The sequence below is a fragment of the Pseudomonas sp. FBCC-B35 genome (genome assembly GCF_059133755.1).
On record NZ_CP101439.1, the window covers coordinates 1,864,110 to 1,879,565 of the forward strand.

Annotated in this window: 13 protein-coding genes and 1 tRNA gene; 7 read left to right on the forward strand and 7 right to left on the reverse strand. The window is 61.5% G+C overall.

Annotation, left to right across the window (positions count from 1 at the left end):
* Positions 1–191 precede the first annotated feature (191 nt).
* The gene (locus NMB38_RS08575; RefSeq protein WP_088522992.1) at positions 192–1,271 is read right to left on the reverse strand and encodes a patatin-like phospholipase domain-containing protein; all 1,080 of its coding nucleotides are present in this window, start codon (positions 1,269–1,271) and stop codon (positions 192–194) included.
* A gap of 175 nt (positions 1,272–1,446) precedes the next feature.
* Here NMB38_RS08575 and NMB38_RS08580 point away from each other — a divergent pair, with 175 nt between their 5' ends.
* From NMB38_RS08580 to NMB38_RS08600, 5 genes are all read left to right on the forward strand, one after another.
* Positions 1,447–1,755, forward strand: a complete 309-nt coding sequence (locus NMB38_RS08580) for a PepSY domain-containing protein (RefSeq protein WP_027914619.1) — start codon at positions 1,447–1,449, stop codon at positions 1,753–1,755.
* Positions 1,755–2,069 carry a PepSY domain-containing protein gene (locus NMB38_RS08585; protein WP_027914620.1) on the forward strand — a complete coding sequence of 105 codons (315 nt, stop codon included), beginning with the start codon at positions 1,755–1,757 and terminating at the stop codon, positions 2,067–2,069. Before NMB38_RS08580 ends, NMB38_RS08585 begins: the two co-directional genes overlap by 1 nt.
* Positions 2,070–2,738, forward strand: a complete 669-nt coding sequence (locus NMB38_RS08590) for a response regulator transcription factor (protein ID WP_027914621.1) — start codon at positions 2,070–2,072, stop codon at positions 2,736–2,738. It begins immediately after the preceding gene.
* Positions 2,735–4,054, forward strand: coding sequence for a sensor histidine kinase (locus NMB38_RS08595; protein ID WP_181073696.1), 1,320 nt, complete (start codon positions 2,735–2,737; stop codon positions 4,052–4,054). The genes NMB38_RS08590 and NMB38_RS08595 overlap by 4 nt, the downstream gene beginning before the upstream one ends.
* Before the next feature lie 239 nt (positions 4,055–4,293).
* Positions 4,294–5,448, forward strand: a complete 1,155-nt coding sequence (locus NMB38_RS08600) for an HPP family protein (protein ID WP_181073697.1) — start codon at positions 4,294–4,296, stop codon at positions 5,446–5,448.
* On the opposite strand, the gene NMB38_RS08605 is transcribed toward NMB38_RS08600, so the two are convergent.
* A complete protein-coding gene (locus tag NMB38_RS08605) occupies positions 5,422–6,288 on the reverse strand; it encodes a LysR family transcriptional regulator (protein WP_028686945.1) in 867 nt (288 codons plus the stop codon). The genes NMB38_RS08600 and NMB38_RS08605 overlap by 27 nt on opposite strands.
* Before the next feature lie 179 nt (positions 6,289–6,467).
* Here NMB38_RS08605 and NMB38_RS08610 point away from each other — a divergent pair, with 179 nt between their 5' ends.
* On the forward strand, positions 6,468–8,357 hold the full coding sequence (locus tag NMB38_RS08610; RefSeq protein WP_027914625.1) for a propionyl-CoA synthetase: 1,890 nt from the start codon (positions 6,468–6,470) through the stop codon (positions 8,355–8,357).
* Positions 8,358–8,377: 20 nt separating this feature from the next.
* Here the strand turns inward: NMB38_RS08610 and zapE are convergent, their stop codons facing one another.
* Complete coding sequence (zapE, locus tag NMB38_RS08615) at positions 8,378–9,466, reverse strand: cell division protein ZapE (protein WP_490805858.1); 1,089 nt, start codon at positions 9,464–9,466, stop codon at positions 8,378–8,380.
* A gap of 120 nt (positions 9,467–9,586) precedes the next feature.
* On the reverse strand, positions 9,587–9,829 hold the full coding sequence (locus tag NMB38_RS08620) for a hypothetical protein (protein ID WP_027914627.1): 243 nt from the start codon (positions 9,827–9,829) through the stop codon (positions 9,587–9,589).
* A 257-nt stretch (positions 9,830–10,086) separates the two neighbouring features.
* Between NMB38_RS08620 and NMB38_RS08625 the strand changes: the two genes are divergently transcribed.
* Positions 10,087–10,161, forward strand: a tRNA-Gln gene (locus NMB38_RS08625).
* Between the two features lie 155 nt (positions 10,162–10,316).
* On the opposite strand, the gene NMB38_RS08630 is transcribed toward NMB38_RS08625, so the two are convergent.
* The 3 genes from NMB38_RS08630 to NMB38_RS08640 are packed head-to-tail and all read right to left on the reverse strand — an operon-like array spanning position 10,317 to position 15,438.
* Positions 10,317–12,704, reverse strand: coding sequence for a hybrid sensor histidine kinase/response regulator (locus tag NMB38_RS08630; protein WP_027914628.1), 2,388 nt, complete (start codon positions 12,702–12,704; stop codon positions 10,317–10,319).
* A gap of 13 nt (positions 12,705–12,717) precedes the next feature.
* A complete protein-coding gene (locus NMB38_RS08635) occupies positions 12,718–13,176 on the reverse strand; it encodes a response regulator (RefSeq protein ID WP_027914629.1) in 459 nt (152 codons plus the stop codon).
* Between the two features lie 15 nt (positions 13,177–13,191).
* Positions 13,192–15,438 carry an ATP-binding protein gene (locus NMB38_RS08640; RefSeq protein ID WP_028686948.1) on the reverse strand — a complete coding sequence of 749 codons (2,247 nt, stop codon included), beginning with the start codon at positions 15,436–15,438 and terminating at the stop codon, positions 13,192–13,194.
* Between the last annotated feature and the right edge of the window lie 18 nt (positions 15,439–15,456).

A 15,456-nucleotide genomic window follows, 5' to 3' on the forward strand; every position in this document is an offset into this window, starting at 1 on the left:
ACTACGTTTTTGGGATTGGGAAGGTATAGCGTGGTACGAGGCGATACCCCTATGGCGCCGTTATTGGGGCGCCATGGCTGGCTGCGGTATCGCTCGGTTTTCGGCGGGAATCCACTGTGGAATCTTTGAAGATTTCCACGCAGTCAAACTCTGTCTGAATCAATAATGCGCGCAGTTTACCAGCATGCCCATCACAAGGCTTGCAGTCGTTCATGCAGCCGCCCGGTGGCGACCAATTCCAGAAACTCATCGCCCAGGCGTTGGCTTTCATCGATGGCCTTGTACCAGTAGCGCTTGCGCGCCGGTGCATCGCCCATGAAGCGCTTGAAGTCGTTTCGATCGGGCAGCTTCCCGTGAGGCAGGGTTGCCAGGTAGGCCGGCGAGGGCGCCAGCAGCAGTACGTTCTGCAGGCGCCTGGCATCGCCCTTGCGCCACGGCAGGGCCTTGTCGAACCAGCCAGGGACGACCTTGTCGGTGAAGTGCGGGTAGACCACCAGGTCATCGCCCCCGTAGGGCAGGTCAAGGTGGTAGTCCAGCAGCCCGCCATCGCGGTACATACCGGAGCCGGCTCCAGGTATGTCCCGTACTCCCTCCATGACCATGGGGATCGAACCCGAGGCAAGCAGGGCATGACGCAGGTTAGCCAGGTCCAGCGGCAGGCAGCGCGTCGGGAAATCCGTCAGGGCATCAAGCGGTGGCTGGCTGCGGCTGTCGTGCAGAATCACGCGCTCGAAATGTCGGGCCAGGCGAGATCTGCCCAGCAGGTTGCTGGCGATCACCGAGCCAAGGCCCATACCCAGTCGGCCGCGATGATCGTGAGCGAGCTGGCCATGGCTTTTGACGACCAAGATGTTCAACCGGTACGCCGGGTTCGCCAGCACCTGGCCGTCACGACCCTGCAACAGGTCATCGAGCATGCGTTGGCAACTGCGCGTGATCTGGGCCGGGGTGACGCCTTTTGCAAAATCCTGCTCGGTATAGAGCACCCCCAGCCGCCGCAACCCGGCAACCGGGTCGTCAAGGCAGGCGCTTGCAAAGCGCCAGGCGCCAATCGATGCGCCGATCAGCGCGCGCGGGCGAGGGGCCGATGGCAGGAACTGGCCGAACAGCGCCAGGTCCAGGCCCTGAATGCCCAACGGTTTCGGCCCCCCTGCTGCACCTGGGAGCACGCCGACGTCGACAGCCTGCAGCCCGCGCTCTCTGATTTGGCGCAAGGCGCGATGGCCAGCCTTCAGGGTAAGGGCGGGGTACTTGACGTGTATGGCGCTCATGGTGGTCCTCTGCGGCGACGGGCGCAGCATTATAGAGTGATGCAGCAGTTCGAGGCGTGTCCGGGTGTCTGCCGGCTGCGCTATCATGCGGCCAGCTGTTTTCAGGTTGAGTTAAGGACTGCTGGTTAATGTTGATTGCGTAGACAACGTGTACAGCATTATGGAGAAACGAACGATGAAAACCTTGACTGCACTGTTCACCGCCGCTGCCCTGTCGTTGGGTGCCACTGCTGCATTCGCCAAGGATGTGCAGCCTGACGAAGTGGTCAAACTGGTCAACGACAAGACCATCAAGTCCCTGGATGAACTCAAGAAGGCCGCGATTGCCAAGCACCCGGGTTCCACCGTCAAGGACTCGGAACTTGAAGACGAATACGGCCGCTACGTGTACAAGGTCGAACTGCGCGATCCCCAGAATGTGGAGTGGGACGTGGCCTTCGATGCCAAGACCGGTGAACTGCTGAAGGATGAGCGAGACAACTGATGAACCCACCACCACGGGCAGCGCGCTATCTGGCCCTCGCCCTGCTGGCCGCGTGCTCGCTGGCCGCTGCCCGTGACCTGGACCAGGATGAGGCACTGGCTTTGCGCCAGAAGGGCGTGATTCTACCGCTAGAACACCTGCTGGAGACGGCCATGGCCCGTCACCCAGGCGCGCGTTTGCTGGAGGCAGAGCTTGAAGAAGACGACGACCGCTATGAGTACGAGGTCGAGTTGCTGACGGTTGACGGCGTAGTACGGGAAATCAAGCTCGATGCTGCTACTGGCGCCCTGCTCAAAGATGAGGAAGATGACTGAATGCGCTTGTTGCTTGTCGAGGATAACGTCCCGTTGGCAGACGAACTCACCACGGCGCTGCAGCGTCAGGGGTACGCCGTCGACTGGCTGGCCGATGGCCGTGATGCGGTCTATCAGGGCCAGTGCGAACCGTACGACCTGATCATCCTGGACCTTGGTCTGCCAGGGTTGCCTGGCCTCGAAGTCCTGGCGCAGTGGCGTGCAGGCGGTCTACTGACACCCGTACTCATCCTGACGGCACGTGGTTCCTGGGCCGAGCGCATCGAAGGCCTGAAGACCGGCGCCGACGATTACCTCAGCAAACCTTTTCACCCCGAAGAATTGCAATTACGCATCCAGGCGCTGCTGCGCCGCGCGCGTGGGCTTGCCAACCAGCCAAAGCTCGAAGCTGCCGGCTTGCATCTGGACGAGCGTCGCCAATGCGTGAGTCGCGAGGGCGTCGATATTCAGCTCACGGCTGCAGAATTTCGCCTGTTGCGCTATTTCATGTTGCATCCCCAGCAGATCTTGTCCAAAAGCCACCTGGCTGAGCACCTCTACGATGGCGAGACCGAGCGCGACTCCAACGTGCTCGAGGTTCACGTCAACCACTTGCGCCGCAAGCTTGGCCGTACGGTGATCGAGACACGGCGCGGCCAGGGCTACCTATACGCCGGGAGCGCTGCGTGAAGTCGATCCAGGCGCGGCTCAGCCTGGGCCTGATTGCCGTGCTGGTGGTAGTCGGGGTGGTACTGGCGCAGCTGACGCTATGGCTGTTCGAAGCCGGGTTGCAACGCTACCTGGAAAACGGCCTGCGCAACGAAAGCGAGAACCTGCTGGTAGCACTGGTGCGCGGGCCTGCAGGCATGCAGCTCGACGAGCAACGCATCTCGGCGGCTTATCAGCGGCCGTTTTCTGGCTACTACTTTCGCATCGACTTTGCCCAAGGCACTTGGCGTTCACGCTCCTTGTGGGACATGAACCTGCCCAAACCGTCGGCCCCTGGTCTGTCGGACCAGCACGAGCTTGGTCCTGAGGGGCAGGAGTTGCTGACGCTGCGTGCTGATTACCGGCGCCTGGGGCAGGATATATCCATCAGTGTCGCCCAAGATTACTCGCCTGTCCGCCAAGGCTTCCGGCGCCTTCAGCAAATTGGGCTGGGCATGGGCCTGGTCGCGCTGGCCCTGGTGCTGGTGCTTCAGCGCATGACCGTCACCCGCTCGCTGCGCCCACTGGAGCGGGCTCGACAGCAAATCGCCCAGTTGCAGCAGGGTCAGCGCTCCCAACTCGATGCCCAAGTACCCAGTGAGCTGGTGCCGTTGGTTGGCCAGATCAACCATTTACTCAGCCATACCGAAGACAGCCTGCGACGCTCGCGCAATGCACTGGGCAACCTGGGCCATGCCCTGAAAACACCCCTGGCGGTACTGCTTAGCCTGGCGTCCAACGAGCGCCTGCAGGGCTTGCCTGAGGTGCGTGCACAGATGCGCGAGCAGTTGCAGCAGATCGAGCAGCGCCTGGCCCGCGAGCTCAACCGCGCACGCCTGGCAGGCGATGCGTTGCCAGGTGCGCAATTTGCCTGTGATGAGGAGTTGCCAGGGTTGCTGAGCACCTTGGGCATGATCCATGGCGAGGGCCTGGTGCTGAGCCATGCCGTGCCATCTGGCCTGCTGCTGCCCTGGGATCGCGAAGACATGCTGGAACTGCTGGGCAACCTGCTGGATAACGCCTGCAAATGGGCGGACAGTGAGGTGCACCTGGGCATCGCAACCTCCGAGGACCATTACCAGCTGTGGGTCGACGACGACGGCCCTGGCATCCCCTATCAGCAACGTGTGCAAGTGCTCGAACGGGGTTCTCGCCTTGACGAGGAAGTCGATGGGCACGGTCTGGGGCTGGGCATCGTGCGTGACATCGTCCAGGCCTGGGGTGGGCAGCTGCAACTGCTAGAAAGCCCGATGGGCGGATTGCGTGTGAATATCCAATTGCCGCGCCGTAGCCTGTGACCAGCGCTGAGTCCCACAGCGCGGCCCGGTTCCCACTTCCCAGCAGGCAAACAGCTGTACTGCAAAAAAAATGCACCACTGCCACATTTTTTTGAATTAGCCCAAATCGACGTCGCTCGGCAGAATCGCTCCTCGTAGCCTTCGCTCGCCGGCGTCCAAGACAACTGTCAATACCGCGCACCACTGGCCAAGGCTTACGGTTCCTCTTTCGTCCAGACCTATACAGAACCCGAAACGACATGCCTGCCTCGCGTACCGAACGTCTTCTGCAGTGGCTATTACCCGCTCCCATGAACATCCCTCCCACCCAATGGCTGCGTGCCGGTGTCGGCGCATTGGTCGGCCTGTTCCTGGCAGGCTGGCTCACGAGCCTGGCTTATGGCCCGGATATCGCCTTGCACCTGCTCGGGCCGTTGGCAGCCTCGGCGGTGCTGGTGTTCGCCGTTCATTCAGGCCCCCTGGCACAGCCTTGGCCAGTGCTTGGCAGCTATGCCTTGGCCGGCATCGTTGGCTTGGCGATGCGGGACGGTTTTGGTCCCGGGCTTTGGGTCGCTGCCGCCGCCCTGGGTATGTCCATCCTGGTGATGTGCTTGCTGCGCTGCCTGCACCCGCCCGGTGGCGCAGTGGCGGTCAGTGCGGTTCTGGCCGACCCAGGGCTGACCGCCCTGGGTGACCATCTGCTGGAGCCGGTACTGCTCAACGCGCTGATTCTCGTCGCGGTGGCCATCGTCTATAACCGCTTGACCGGTGTGCGCTACCCCAAAGGCGCTGCACCGCGTAAGGATTTGCACCACACTCACGACCCGCTGCCAAGTGAGCGCGTCGGCATCCGCAGTGAAGACCTGGATCAGGCGTTGGAAGAGTTGGGCGAGTTCGTCGACGTAACCCGTGACGAGTTGGAGCGCATCATTCTCGCCACCGAGCAGCACGCCCTGCAGCGCAGCCTAGGGGGCATCACGGCGGCGTCGGTGATGTCGAAGGACGTACAGTTCGTCAGCCCTGACACCACCTTGCAGCAAGCCTGGAAGCTGCTCGACAGCCATCATGTCAAGACCCTGCCGGTGGTGCAGGACGGCGCATTGGTGGGGATCGTCAGCCTGAGCGACCTGGTAGGCCCAGCGATGCAGCAGGCGCGTTTGAGCTGGCGGGGGCTGTTCGGGCGCAAGCCCGTGCGCATGGCGCAGGTGATGAGCCGCCGGGTCGTCAGTGTCAGCAGCCAACACCCGTTGGAGCGCCTGCTGCCGCTGCTGTGCGAGCAGGGGCTGCACTGCCTGCCGGTGCTCGACGGCGACGTGCTGGTAGGGGTGGTCACCCAGACCGACCTGATCGCCGGGCTCAAGCGCCAGTTGCTCAGCAGCGCCAATGCCTCAGAGCGTCGGATCCCAGCGTTGTGACCAGTCGCTGGCCTCGGCTGCGATAAGCCGGCGCAGGATGCCAAGGGCCTGTTGCAACGCGTCGCTGTCACGCTCGCGGGCGTAGACCAGAAAAGTGGGGTAGGTAAATTCCGGCGCGTGCGGTACGCGCTCGAAGACGCCACTGTCCAGGTAAGCCTGCACCACTCGCGTGCGAAAATAGCCGCTCCCGCCCTTGTCGAGGATGAACTGCAAGGCAAGCGGCCCCAGGTTAAAGCGCAGTGCGGCGCGGGCGCAGTCGGGCAGGGCGGCGTCATGTTGCCGGCGGAACGCCTCACCCCAGTCGATGTAGATGTACGGCTCCGGCCGCTCGACCCGCCGGATCCGCACCAGCTTTTCTTCCATCAGCTGCTCCACCTGCAAGCCCGGCCCGTAGATCGGCTGGTACACCAGCGCGGCGTCAAGTACGCCCATCTCCACCTTGCGCAGCAATGATTCGCCATCGCTCACTTCGCTGTGGATGCTCTGGCCAGGAAGCTCCTGGTACAGCGCAGTGACCCAGTCGAGCATCATCGGGTTGCCAAGGCTCACCTCGCCGCCAAGGTGCAGCACCTGCTGATAGCCCGGTGGCAGGGGCAGGTCGCGTCGTGCTGCCTCCCAAGTCTGCACCAGCTGGTTGGCATACCCGACGAAGGCTTCGCCGTGGCTGGTCAGGCGGGCGCCAGTCCGGCTTCTTGTGAACAGGGTGCAGCCCAGTTGCTGCTCGAGCCGCTGCAACCTGGCGGTGACTGCTGTCTGCGACACGCACAGGCGCTCTGCAGCCGCCACCAGGCTGCCACTGCGCACGACCTCCAGAAAAGTGCGGGCCTGATCGATGTCCATTGAGGTACTCACCGTAAAAACTGGTCGCTATTCTAGTGAGTTTATCGCCGCATTGAATGGCTTTTGCCCACGCTGCAAAAATGCAGGTCAGTTAGGCCATATCGCGCCTGGCGCCTGGGTGCAGGGCATCCATACTCAGCGTTCGCCCTTCAAGAACAACAACATCGGGTCAACTCACCATGAGCTATCAGCACAGTTACGCCCAATCCATTACCGACCCCGCCGCCTTCTGGGCAGAGCAGGCGCGCTCGGTGGCGTGGTACCGCGCACCCACCGTGGTTCTCGAGAACAATGCCGATGGCACTCACCGGTGGTTTCCTGACGCACGATTGAACAGTTGTTACCTGGCTCTGGATCACCAGATCGAGCAGGGTCGGGGAGATCAGTTGGCGCTGATTTACGATTCCCCGGTGACCGGCACCCAGCAGACGCTCTCCTACCTTCAGCTTCGCGAAGAAGTCGCGCGACTGGCCGGCCTGCTGCGCCAGCTTGGGGTACAAAAAGGCGATGGCGTCATCATCTACATGCCGATGGTGCCCCAGGCCGCCATGGCCATGTTGGCTTGCGCGCGCATCGGTGCTGTTCACTCGGTGGTATTCGGCGGGTTTGCGGCCAATGAGCTGGCATTGCGTATCGATGATGCGCGCCCGGTGTTGCTGCTAACCGCTTCCTGTGGGCTGGAGTTCGAGCGCGTCATCGAGTACAAGCCGTTGGTCGATCGCGCTCTGGAACTGGCCCAGCACCGCCCGCGCAACGTGTTGGTCTGGCAACGGCCCCATGCGCAAGCGCCGTTGCAGGCAGGCCGAGACCTGGATTGGGCTCAGGCTGTCGTCGATGCTCAGCCAGTGGCGCCTGTGGAGCTGGATGCGGCAGACCCGCTGTACATCATGTACACCTCAGGAACCACCGGTAAACCCAAAGGCATCGTTCGCGAGAATGGCGGTAATGCCGTTGCGCTGCACTATGCCATGCGCACCGTCTACGGCATGCAGCCAGGCGATGTCTGGTGGGGTATCTCCGACGTGGGCTGGGTGGTGGGGCACTCGTTGATCGTGTATGGGCCGCTGATGTGCGGCTGCACGAGCGTCTTCTACGAAGGCAAGCCCATCCGCACGCCGGATGCTTCTGCCTACTGGCGCGTAGTGGAGCAGTACAAGGTCAATGCGCTGTTCTGTGCGCCCACAGCCATGCGTGCCATCCGCAAGGAGGACCCTGACGCCGAACTGCTGCGCAAGCATGACCTGAGTTCACTGCGCCAGTTGTTCCTGGCAGGCGAAAAACTCGATTCCAGTACCCATCAATGGCTGGAACGGGTAAGCGGCAAGCCGGTGCATGATCACTGGTGGCAGACCGAGACCGGCTGGCCGGTGACTGCGCCCTGCGTGGGGCTCGAGGGGAGCGCGGCAAGAGCAGGGTCGAGCAATCGTGCGGTGCCTGGGTACCACGTGCAGGTGCTGGATGACGAAGGGCATCTGGCCGGCCCCAATCACCAGGGCGCAATCGTCATCGCCCTGCCGTTGCCGCCAGGCTGCAGCCAGACGTTGTGGGGCGATCACTCGCGCTATGTCCAGGCCTACTTGAGCACGTACCCTGGCTACTATCACACAGGTGACGGCGGGTATCTCGATGAAGACGGGTTCGTCTACATCATGGGTCGCACGGACGATGTGATCAACGTTTCCGGGCATCGTCTTTCTACAGGTGAGATGGAGGATCTAGTCGCGCGTCATGCTGCTGTCGCCGAGTGTGCAGTGATCGGCGTTCACGATGACATCAAAGGGCAGGTGCCATTGGCATTGGTGGTGCTCAAGGACGGCGCCGGCATCGTTGAATCGCAGCTGCTGGTCGATCTCGTGGCCAGCGTACGCGAGGAGATTGGCGCCTTGGCCTGCTTCAATCAAGTCCGATTGGTCAAGCGTCTGCCCAAGACCCGATCTGGCAAGATTCTTCGCGCGGTGCTGCGCAAGATCGCCGATGGTCAAGCGTACACGCCGCCTTCTACAGTGGACGATCCGGCAGTGCTCCAAGAAATCGAAGCGGTGCTGTCAGGGCTTGCGCGGGCAAGCTGAGAAGGCAAATCCGACCCTGCTCAGCCTTCGGCGCCTGCGGGGCCCATTTGCTGTAGCTGGCCAAGGCGACTGCGGGTGCGCATCAGGTCTGGCAGCGATCCCTCGAGACTTTCCGCCAGCGGGCGCGAGCCAATGAGGGTCAGTTGCCGATCCTGGTCGTAGAGCACGTCCACCACGTTGACGAAACGCTGCTGGGCAGCAAGCGAACACGCCTCCAAACCGTCCAGGCCCTCGATGATCCAGTGCGAGTATTGCCGAGCCAATGCCAGATAATCGATCACGGCTGTAGGCTGCTCGCACAGGTCTTCGAAGGTGAACCTGATCTGGTCGCCTTCAGCGCCCTGCACGCGTAGCAGGCGGTTGTTGACCATGAGGGTATCGCCTTGGCCCTTGGGGATGTGCAGGGACTGGCGCTGCGCACCGGTCCCGGGCCAGACATAACGGCCCTGCGTAAAACGTTGCAGCGCCCGGTTGACCGGCAGGCTGCGAAAATCCGTTTCACCGCCGACTTCCTTGATGACCATGCAACGGTTGATCAGGTCGATCACAGGCTGGAACCGCTGATGGTAAAGCGGATTGGGCAACAGCCCCTCAGGTGCGTAGTTGCTGGTGAGCACCAGCAACGTGCCCCGTGCGAACAGGGCCTCGAACAATCGAGTCAGTAGCATGGCATCACCAATGTCATGCACATGAAATTCGTCGAAGCACAGGATGTCGTTTTGTTCGGTCAACTCGTCGAGCGTGATGCCAATGGCATTGCCCGTCGCTTGGTGGCGGTGCACGCCGTGATGCAGGCGGGCAAAGAAGTCGTGGAAGTGCCAGCGCAGTTTCGATGGGTTGGGCACCCATTGAAAAAAGCTGTCGAGTAACCAGCTTTTACCCCGACCGACCGGGCCATATAGGTACACGCCCGTCGCTTGCCCCGTCCTGTGCCGTTCAACCTGCTGGGACAGGCAGATGATGGCCTGACGTTGGCTCTCGCTAAGCGTGAAGCCGCATCGACGCGCCTTGTCATCGAAGGCGGCAGCCAAATCGTTGCTCGGCGCCACTGCACGATGACGAAGGCGCTTGCCAAGGTGGCGCAGCGGGGCAGGTAACCAGGCGGGCAATGGCTCGTTTCCTTGTAACAGACGGTAGCGAGGATCTTGCACCAGCCTGGGCTGTGTGACCAATCGAGAAAGTGACATCGACTGATCGCTTGCTGCGATAGGTCACAGCCTACGGGCAGCTCATGCTTTGAGTTGCAGCTGACTCTCGATCATGTATTTCACGGCCAACCGGCGCTCCTTGAGGCGACGAAGGTCGTCGTCCTCGAAATTGCCTGCCGAGATGGATTCGGCGGCCAGCACCTGGTTATCGATGTCGACGTATTCGTCGAGCAAACGGTCCAGGTCCTTATCGGTCTGGCGACGTTGCTGAACGATTTCACGAGGGTAGTGCAGGTCTTGGTACAAATCGTGTGATACGGGCATGGCATCCTCCTTGGGGCATGACAGTGGCGATAACCATTGGAATGAAGGTTTGCGATTGCGTTGACGAGAAGGGGCAGGAATGCGACGAACGGTAGCGCTCAACCGCTGCTGAAGACTAACTCGCTGTTTTTTGGTAATTTTTTTATCAGAGGGCTTCCCAAACCCAAACATTGTTGATAAAGTGCCGCGCATTCCAAGACAACAACGCGTTGTCAGTTACTTGGAATCTTCAGAGCAGCTTCAGCTGCATCCGATACAGGGGCGTCGCCAAGCGGTAAGGCAGCAGGTTTTGATCCTGCCATGCGTTGGTTCGAATCCAGCCGCCCCTGCCATTTTTCTACATTTATTTTTCAGTGCATGGGCTACCAGCGCTGAATTCGTCGTTTCTGCGATTCGGGATTTTTTGGCGGGTGGCCTTTGATCGAGAGGCGCATCGTGTCATGCGCCTCCTCTCAAAGCCGCGCGGGGCGGACCATGGTGCTCTGCGTCAGGTCGCTGTACCCAGCATCTCGTTCAGTGCCCTGGCGAGTTCGTCAGCTTGTACTGGCTTTTGAATGACCAGGCTGTCGGGCAGGTCCAGCCCTTGGAGCTCTGCATAACCCGTCAGGAACACCACGCGCAGCTTGGGGTAGCGCTCTCTCGCCGCCATGGCCAGCTGAGCGCCATTGAACTCAGGCATGGCGAAATCGGTAAGAAGCAAGTCGATATCATCGTCCAGCAGTGCCAGTGCCTGCTCCCCACTGTGTGCCTGGCGAACCTGATACCCATATTGGCGCAGGACATCGCCCAGCATGTCGCGCACCAGATGGTCGTCATCCACCAGCAGCACGTTACGGTTGTAACCGCTTTCGGTGATGGTATGGGTCAATGGCAGCGGTTCCGGTTCGCTCGCGACCTGGTCCTTCACCGCAGGCAAATAGACGGCCACTTCGGTACCGCTGCCCGGTGCGGTATCAATGCGCACACCGCCGCCCGACTGCTTGGCAAACCCGAAGACCTGCGCCAGGCCCAGGCCAGAGCCCTTGCCGATATCCTTGGTGGTGAAGAACGGTTCAAAGACCTTGGCCAGTACCTCTTCGCTCATGCCGCACCCCGTGTCACGGATGCTCATCATGACGTACTCGCCGGGGTCCGGATCTTCCGGGCGGCGTGGCAAGTCGTCAATGCGCGTATTGCGCGTGGACAGGGTCAATTGCCCACCCTCCGGCATGGCATCGCGGGCGTTGATCGCAAGGTTCAGGATGATCATCTCGGTCTGGGTCGGGTCTGTAAGCGCCTGCCAGAGCGATTTGTCCAGATCCAGGCGTACGGAGACATTGCCGCCCAGGGTGCGGCGTAGCAGTTCTTCGAGGCCATCAAGCGTGCGGTTCAGGTTCAGCGGCACAGGTTCGAGCCGTTGGCGCCTGGAAAATGCCAGCAACTGCGAGGTCAGCTTGGCTCCGCGTTCACCCGCTTCCCTGATATGGGTAAGCCGGGTTCGTGCCTTCTCGACATCGGCCTTTACCAGGTCGCGCTCCAGAAAGCTCGCCCCGGTCAGGATCACGGTCAGCAAGTTGTTGAAGTCGTGGGCCACGCCCGCGGTAAGCTGGCCCACCGCCTCCAGACGCTGCATCTGTTGCAGGGCGGCCTCGATACGCTCACGCTCGCTGATTTGTTCACGCAGACGGGCGTTGGCTTCAGCCAAGCCCATTGCAGTTTCACGTTCGCTGGTAATGTCCCGCGCGACTACGTAGAGCAGGGTGTCTTCGGGTACCACGACCCATGACAGCCAGCGCTGCTGGCCGCCTGCGTGGAGAATCCGGCCCACGAAACGGGCACTGGTGCGTCCATGGGCCAGCGACGCCAGTTCGGTCAGCAGCAGTTCCTGATCCGGCTCCGGCAACAGGTGCAGCAACGAAGACTGGCTCAGGCGCTCCCGCGAAAGGCCCAGGCTGGCTTCCCAGGCCGGGTTGAGCGCCACCGGTGTCAAGTCGTGGTTGAGCACGGCCAGCAGGTCCTGGGAGAGCTCCCAGGCACGATCGCGCTCACGGGTACGTCGCTCGACACGCTCGCCGAGCATTTCATTGAGTTGGCGCAATGCCTGAGTGGCCACGCGCTGGGTGTGAACATCCTGAAGAACGCCTGAAAAACGTACGCACTTGCCGTCGACGAACTGGCTCTGGCCACTGCTCAGCACCCACCGGGGCTCCTGGCCATCGGGCGGCACGATGCGAAATTCCATGCGATAGTTGCCGCCACTGTCCGGAAGCATGGCCAGGTTGACAGCTTTGCGAACCATCTCGACGTCGTCTGGATAGATGCCAGCGTAGAACACCTCCAGGCTCATCTCGGTGTCCAGCGGCAGGCCAAACAACGCCTTGCAGCGTTCATCCCACGCCAGCAACCCCTCCTGAGGTCTCAAGTCCCAGGTCCCCATGCCCGCAGCGGTGATAGCGATGCGCGCGCGGGCTTCTACCTCAGCCAAGGCCTCCTCGGCACGGCGTCTGCGCTGGCGCTCCTGCACCTCGGTGAGAGCACGGCGCACGGCTTTGGGCAGCAGCGGCAGGTTTTTCTTGAGCACGTAATCGGTGGCGCCCAGGCGGATCATCTCTACCGCATGTTCCTCTCCGTAGATACCAGAGAGGAAAATGAAGGGCACATCAGGGGCCAGGCGCTGGGCGATCGAAAGCACTTCGGTGCCCGATGAGCCCGGCAGTACGCAATCACACAGAATCAGGTCATAGCGCCCTTCGCGAAGGGCATGCTCGACGCCGTTGTGATCGAAGACCAGGTGAGACTGGATGCGCAGCCCGCTACGCTCGAGGCGCATCAGGGTGAGCTCGGCGTCCATCGAGCTGTCTTCGACCATCAGTAGGTTCAGCGGGGTAGACTGCATCGTGGTGCAGGCCTCAGTTGCCGCGACGGTTCAAGCGCAACGAGCCGGGTGGTGGCTCGTTGAGTACTGCCCAAAAGATGCCCAGGTCGGAAATGGCGGCAACGAATTCCTTGAACTCGACGGGTTTGACCACGTAGGCGTTGACGCCCAGTTCGTACGCGCGCAGCAGGTCGGGTTCTTCGCGGGACGAAGTCAGCATCACGGTCGGAATACTGCGCAGCTCCGGGGAGGCACGCAGCGCCTTGAGTACTTCCAGCCCATCGACTTTCGGCAGCTTGAGGTCGAGCAAGATCACGGCAGGGTTGCCGTCGTCGCGGTCAGCGTAGGCCTCGCGGCGCAACAGGTAATCCAGGGCATCTGCGCCGTCACGCAGCACGATGACTTCGTTGGCCAACTGGCTACGTTCCAGGGCCAGGAGCGTCAGCTCCAGGTCTCGAGGGTTGTCCTCGACCAGCAGGATGGGTTTTAGCATGGTAAGTGCGGTGCCTCAGTGCGTCGCGGATGGGCGCGGTAATGTGAAATGAAAACTGGCGCCTTTGTCGATCTGGCCTTCGGCCCAGACACGGCCATCGTGCCTTTCAATGATGCGGCGAACACTGGCCAGGCCGATGCCCGTACCTTCGAAATCCTCCATGCGATGCAAACGCTGGAAGACGCCGAACAGCTTGTTGGCATAGGCCATGTCGAAGCCCACGCCATTATCCCGGACACAGACCTCGGTCTCGGTTGGATGCTGCACTGCGGTGATCTCGATACGGGCAGGTGTACGTCCACGGGTGTATTTGATGGCATTGGCCACCAGGTTGTTCAATGCCAGGTTGATGAATGCCGGGTCACCGTAGGCGCGGGGCAGCTGCGCGACGTCCCAGATGATCTCACGCCCGGCGTAGTCGGGTGCCAGTTCGGCGCGAATGGCTTCGACCAGCGCGTTGAGGTCCACGTCCGACATCCGCAGGGCAGAGCGACCCATTTGCGAGAAATGTAGCAAATTGTCGACCAGGTTGCCGGCAAAATGAGCAGCCTCGCCGATGTGTTGCAAGAACCGCTTGCCACGTTCACTCAGACCGGCGCCTTCCATTTCGCCGAGCAACTCCGTATAGCCCGCGATGTGGCGCAGGGGCGCACGCAGGTCGTGGGAAACACTGTACGAGAAGGCCTCGAGCTCCTTGTTGGAGCGGCGCAATTCGTTGGCCATCTGCGCCAGCTCTTCAGCCTTGCGCAGCACGATACCCAAGACCGCAGTACGCAACTCCATGACGCCATCGATGACCAGCGGGTCCCACGGTGCGCAATAGCCATGCAGTTGCTCCTGCCAGCGTTCGAAACTATGGCGAGGTGCGAGGTTGCCTAGCGGTGCGACTTCCTTGGTGGGCTGCCCAGCCCATTGGACGGTGCGCACCTGCTCAGGCCGGAACCACAGCAGGTAGTGCGAGTGAATTTTAGAGATGGCCACTGCCAGCACGCCGCCGGCATGCTCGGCCAGTTCGGGCAGCTCGCTGACGTCACGGCGTACATTATCCGTCTGGAATACATCCTCACCTTGGCGGGCCAGCCAATGTACCAGCGCGTTGACCTGCGCCTCTGGCGGGGTGATGCCGACCCGCTCGCAGTACTCGGCTGAAATGATCGCAGCGCCTTGGGCGCCTGCAAAGGCCATGAGTACATCGGGCAAGGCGCGCAGGCCTTCGCTGACACTGTCATGGTCGGCCATGGACGAAATCATCCGCACGATGTACTGGCGAAGTTCCAGTAACTGACGGGTGCTGGCGTGGGCTTCACGGGATTCGATCTGCAACGACAGTACGCTGGCCAGCAGCTCGCAGGCGGTACGCGTGCGCAGAGCCACTGGTCTGGGTTGTGCATGATGGCACGAAATGAGCCCCCACAGCTGGCCATCCACCACGATGGACAAGGACATCGATGCCAGCGTATCCATGTTGCGCATGTATTGCAGGTGCACGGGCGATACGCTACGCAGGCTTGTGAAGCTCATGTCCAGCGGGTTGCCAGTGACTGGGTTGAGCGGCGGTAACAAGGGTGACGACTGATAATTGGCATCTTCGATGACGCGGATGCGGTTGACCCGATAGAGCTCACGCGCCTGACGCGGTATATCCGAGGCAGGGAAGCACAGGCCCAGGAAGCTGGGATAACCCGGGTCGGCAACCTCGGCCAGGACCTCACCGTTGCCATGGGCGTCGAAGCGATAGGCCTTGACCCGTCCGAAGCCGGTCACACGCTTGAGCTGAACCACGGTCTGCTGCAGCAATTCCTCCAGGCTACCCGCTAGGTGCAGGCTGCTGACGAAGGCGCGCACCAACGGGTAGTAATCACCCTGGGCAGTCAGGTCCTCGGGGACTCTGGGTGGCTCGAGCTCGACGATCAGCACACCGTCATGCCTGTGTGCCAGCAGATGAAGCTCCTCTCGGTAAGGTGCCCTGTCGTGCAAGCGCACATCACCGATATGGAATGGAAAGGCTTCGTCTTTGGGCAGCCGCGCCAGGTGCTGGCGCATGTCGAAGCCAGCCTGGACGATCTCGTCGAAGCTGCAACCGAGCAATGTTTCGGCAGGCCTGCCCAGCCACTGCACGATGTTTTCACTGACCTGCAGGATGTGCAGATGCTCGGGATCGAGCACCAGGACAAACCCGTGAGGCTGGATGCTACCCGGCACTTGAATGGGCTCCTGAGCGCAGCGTTCGATCGCCTGGGCAAGTGTTTGGTCGGTAGTCATCGAAGAAAACGCTCCTGT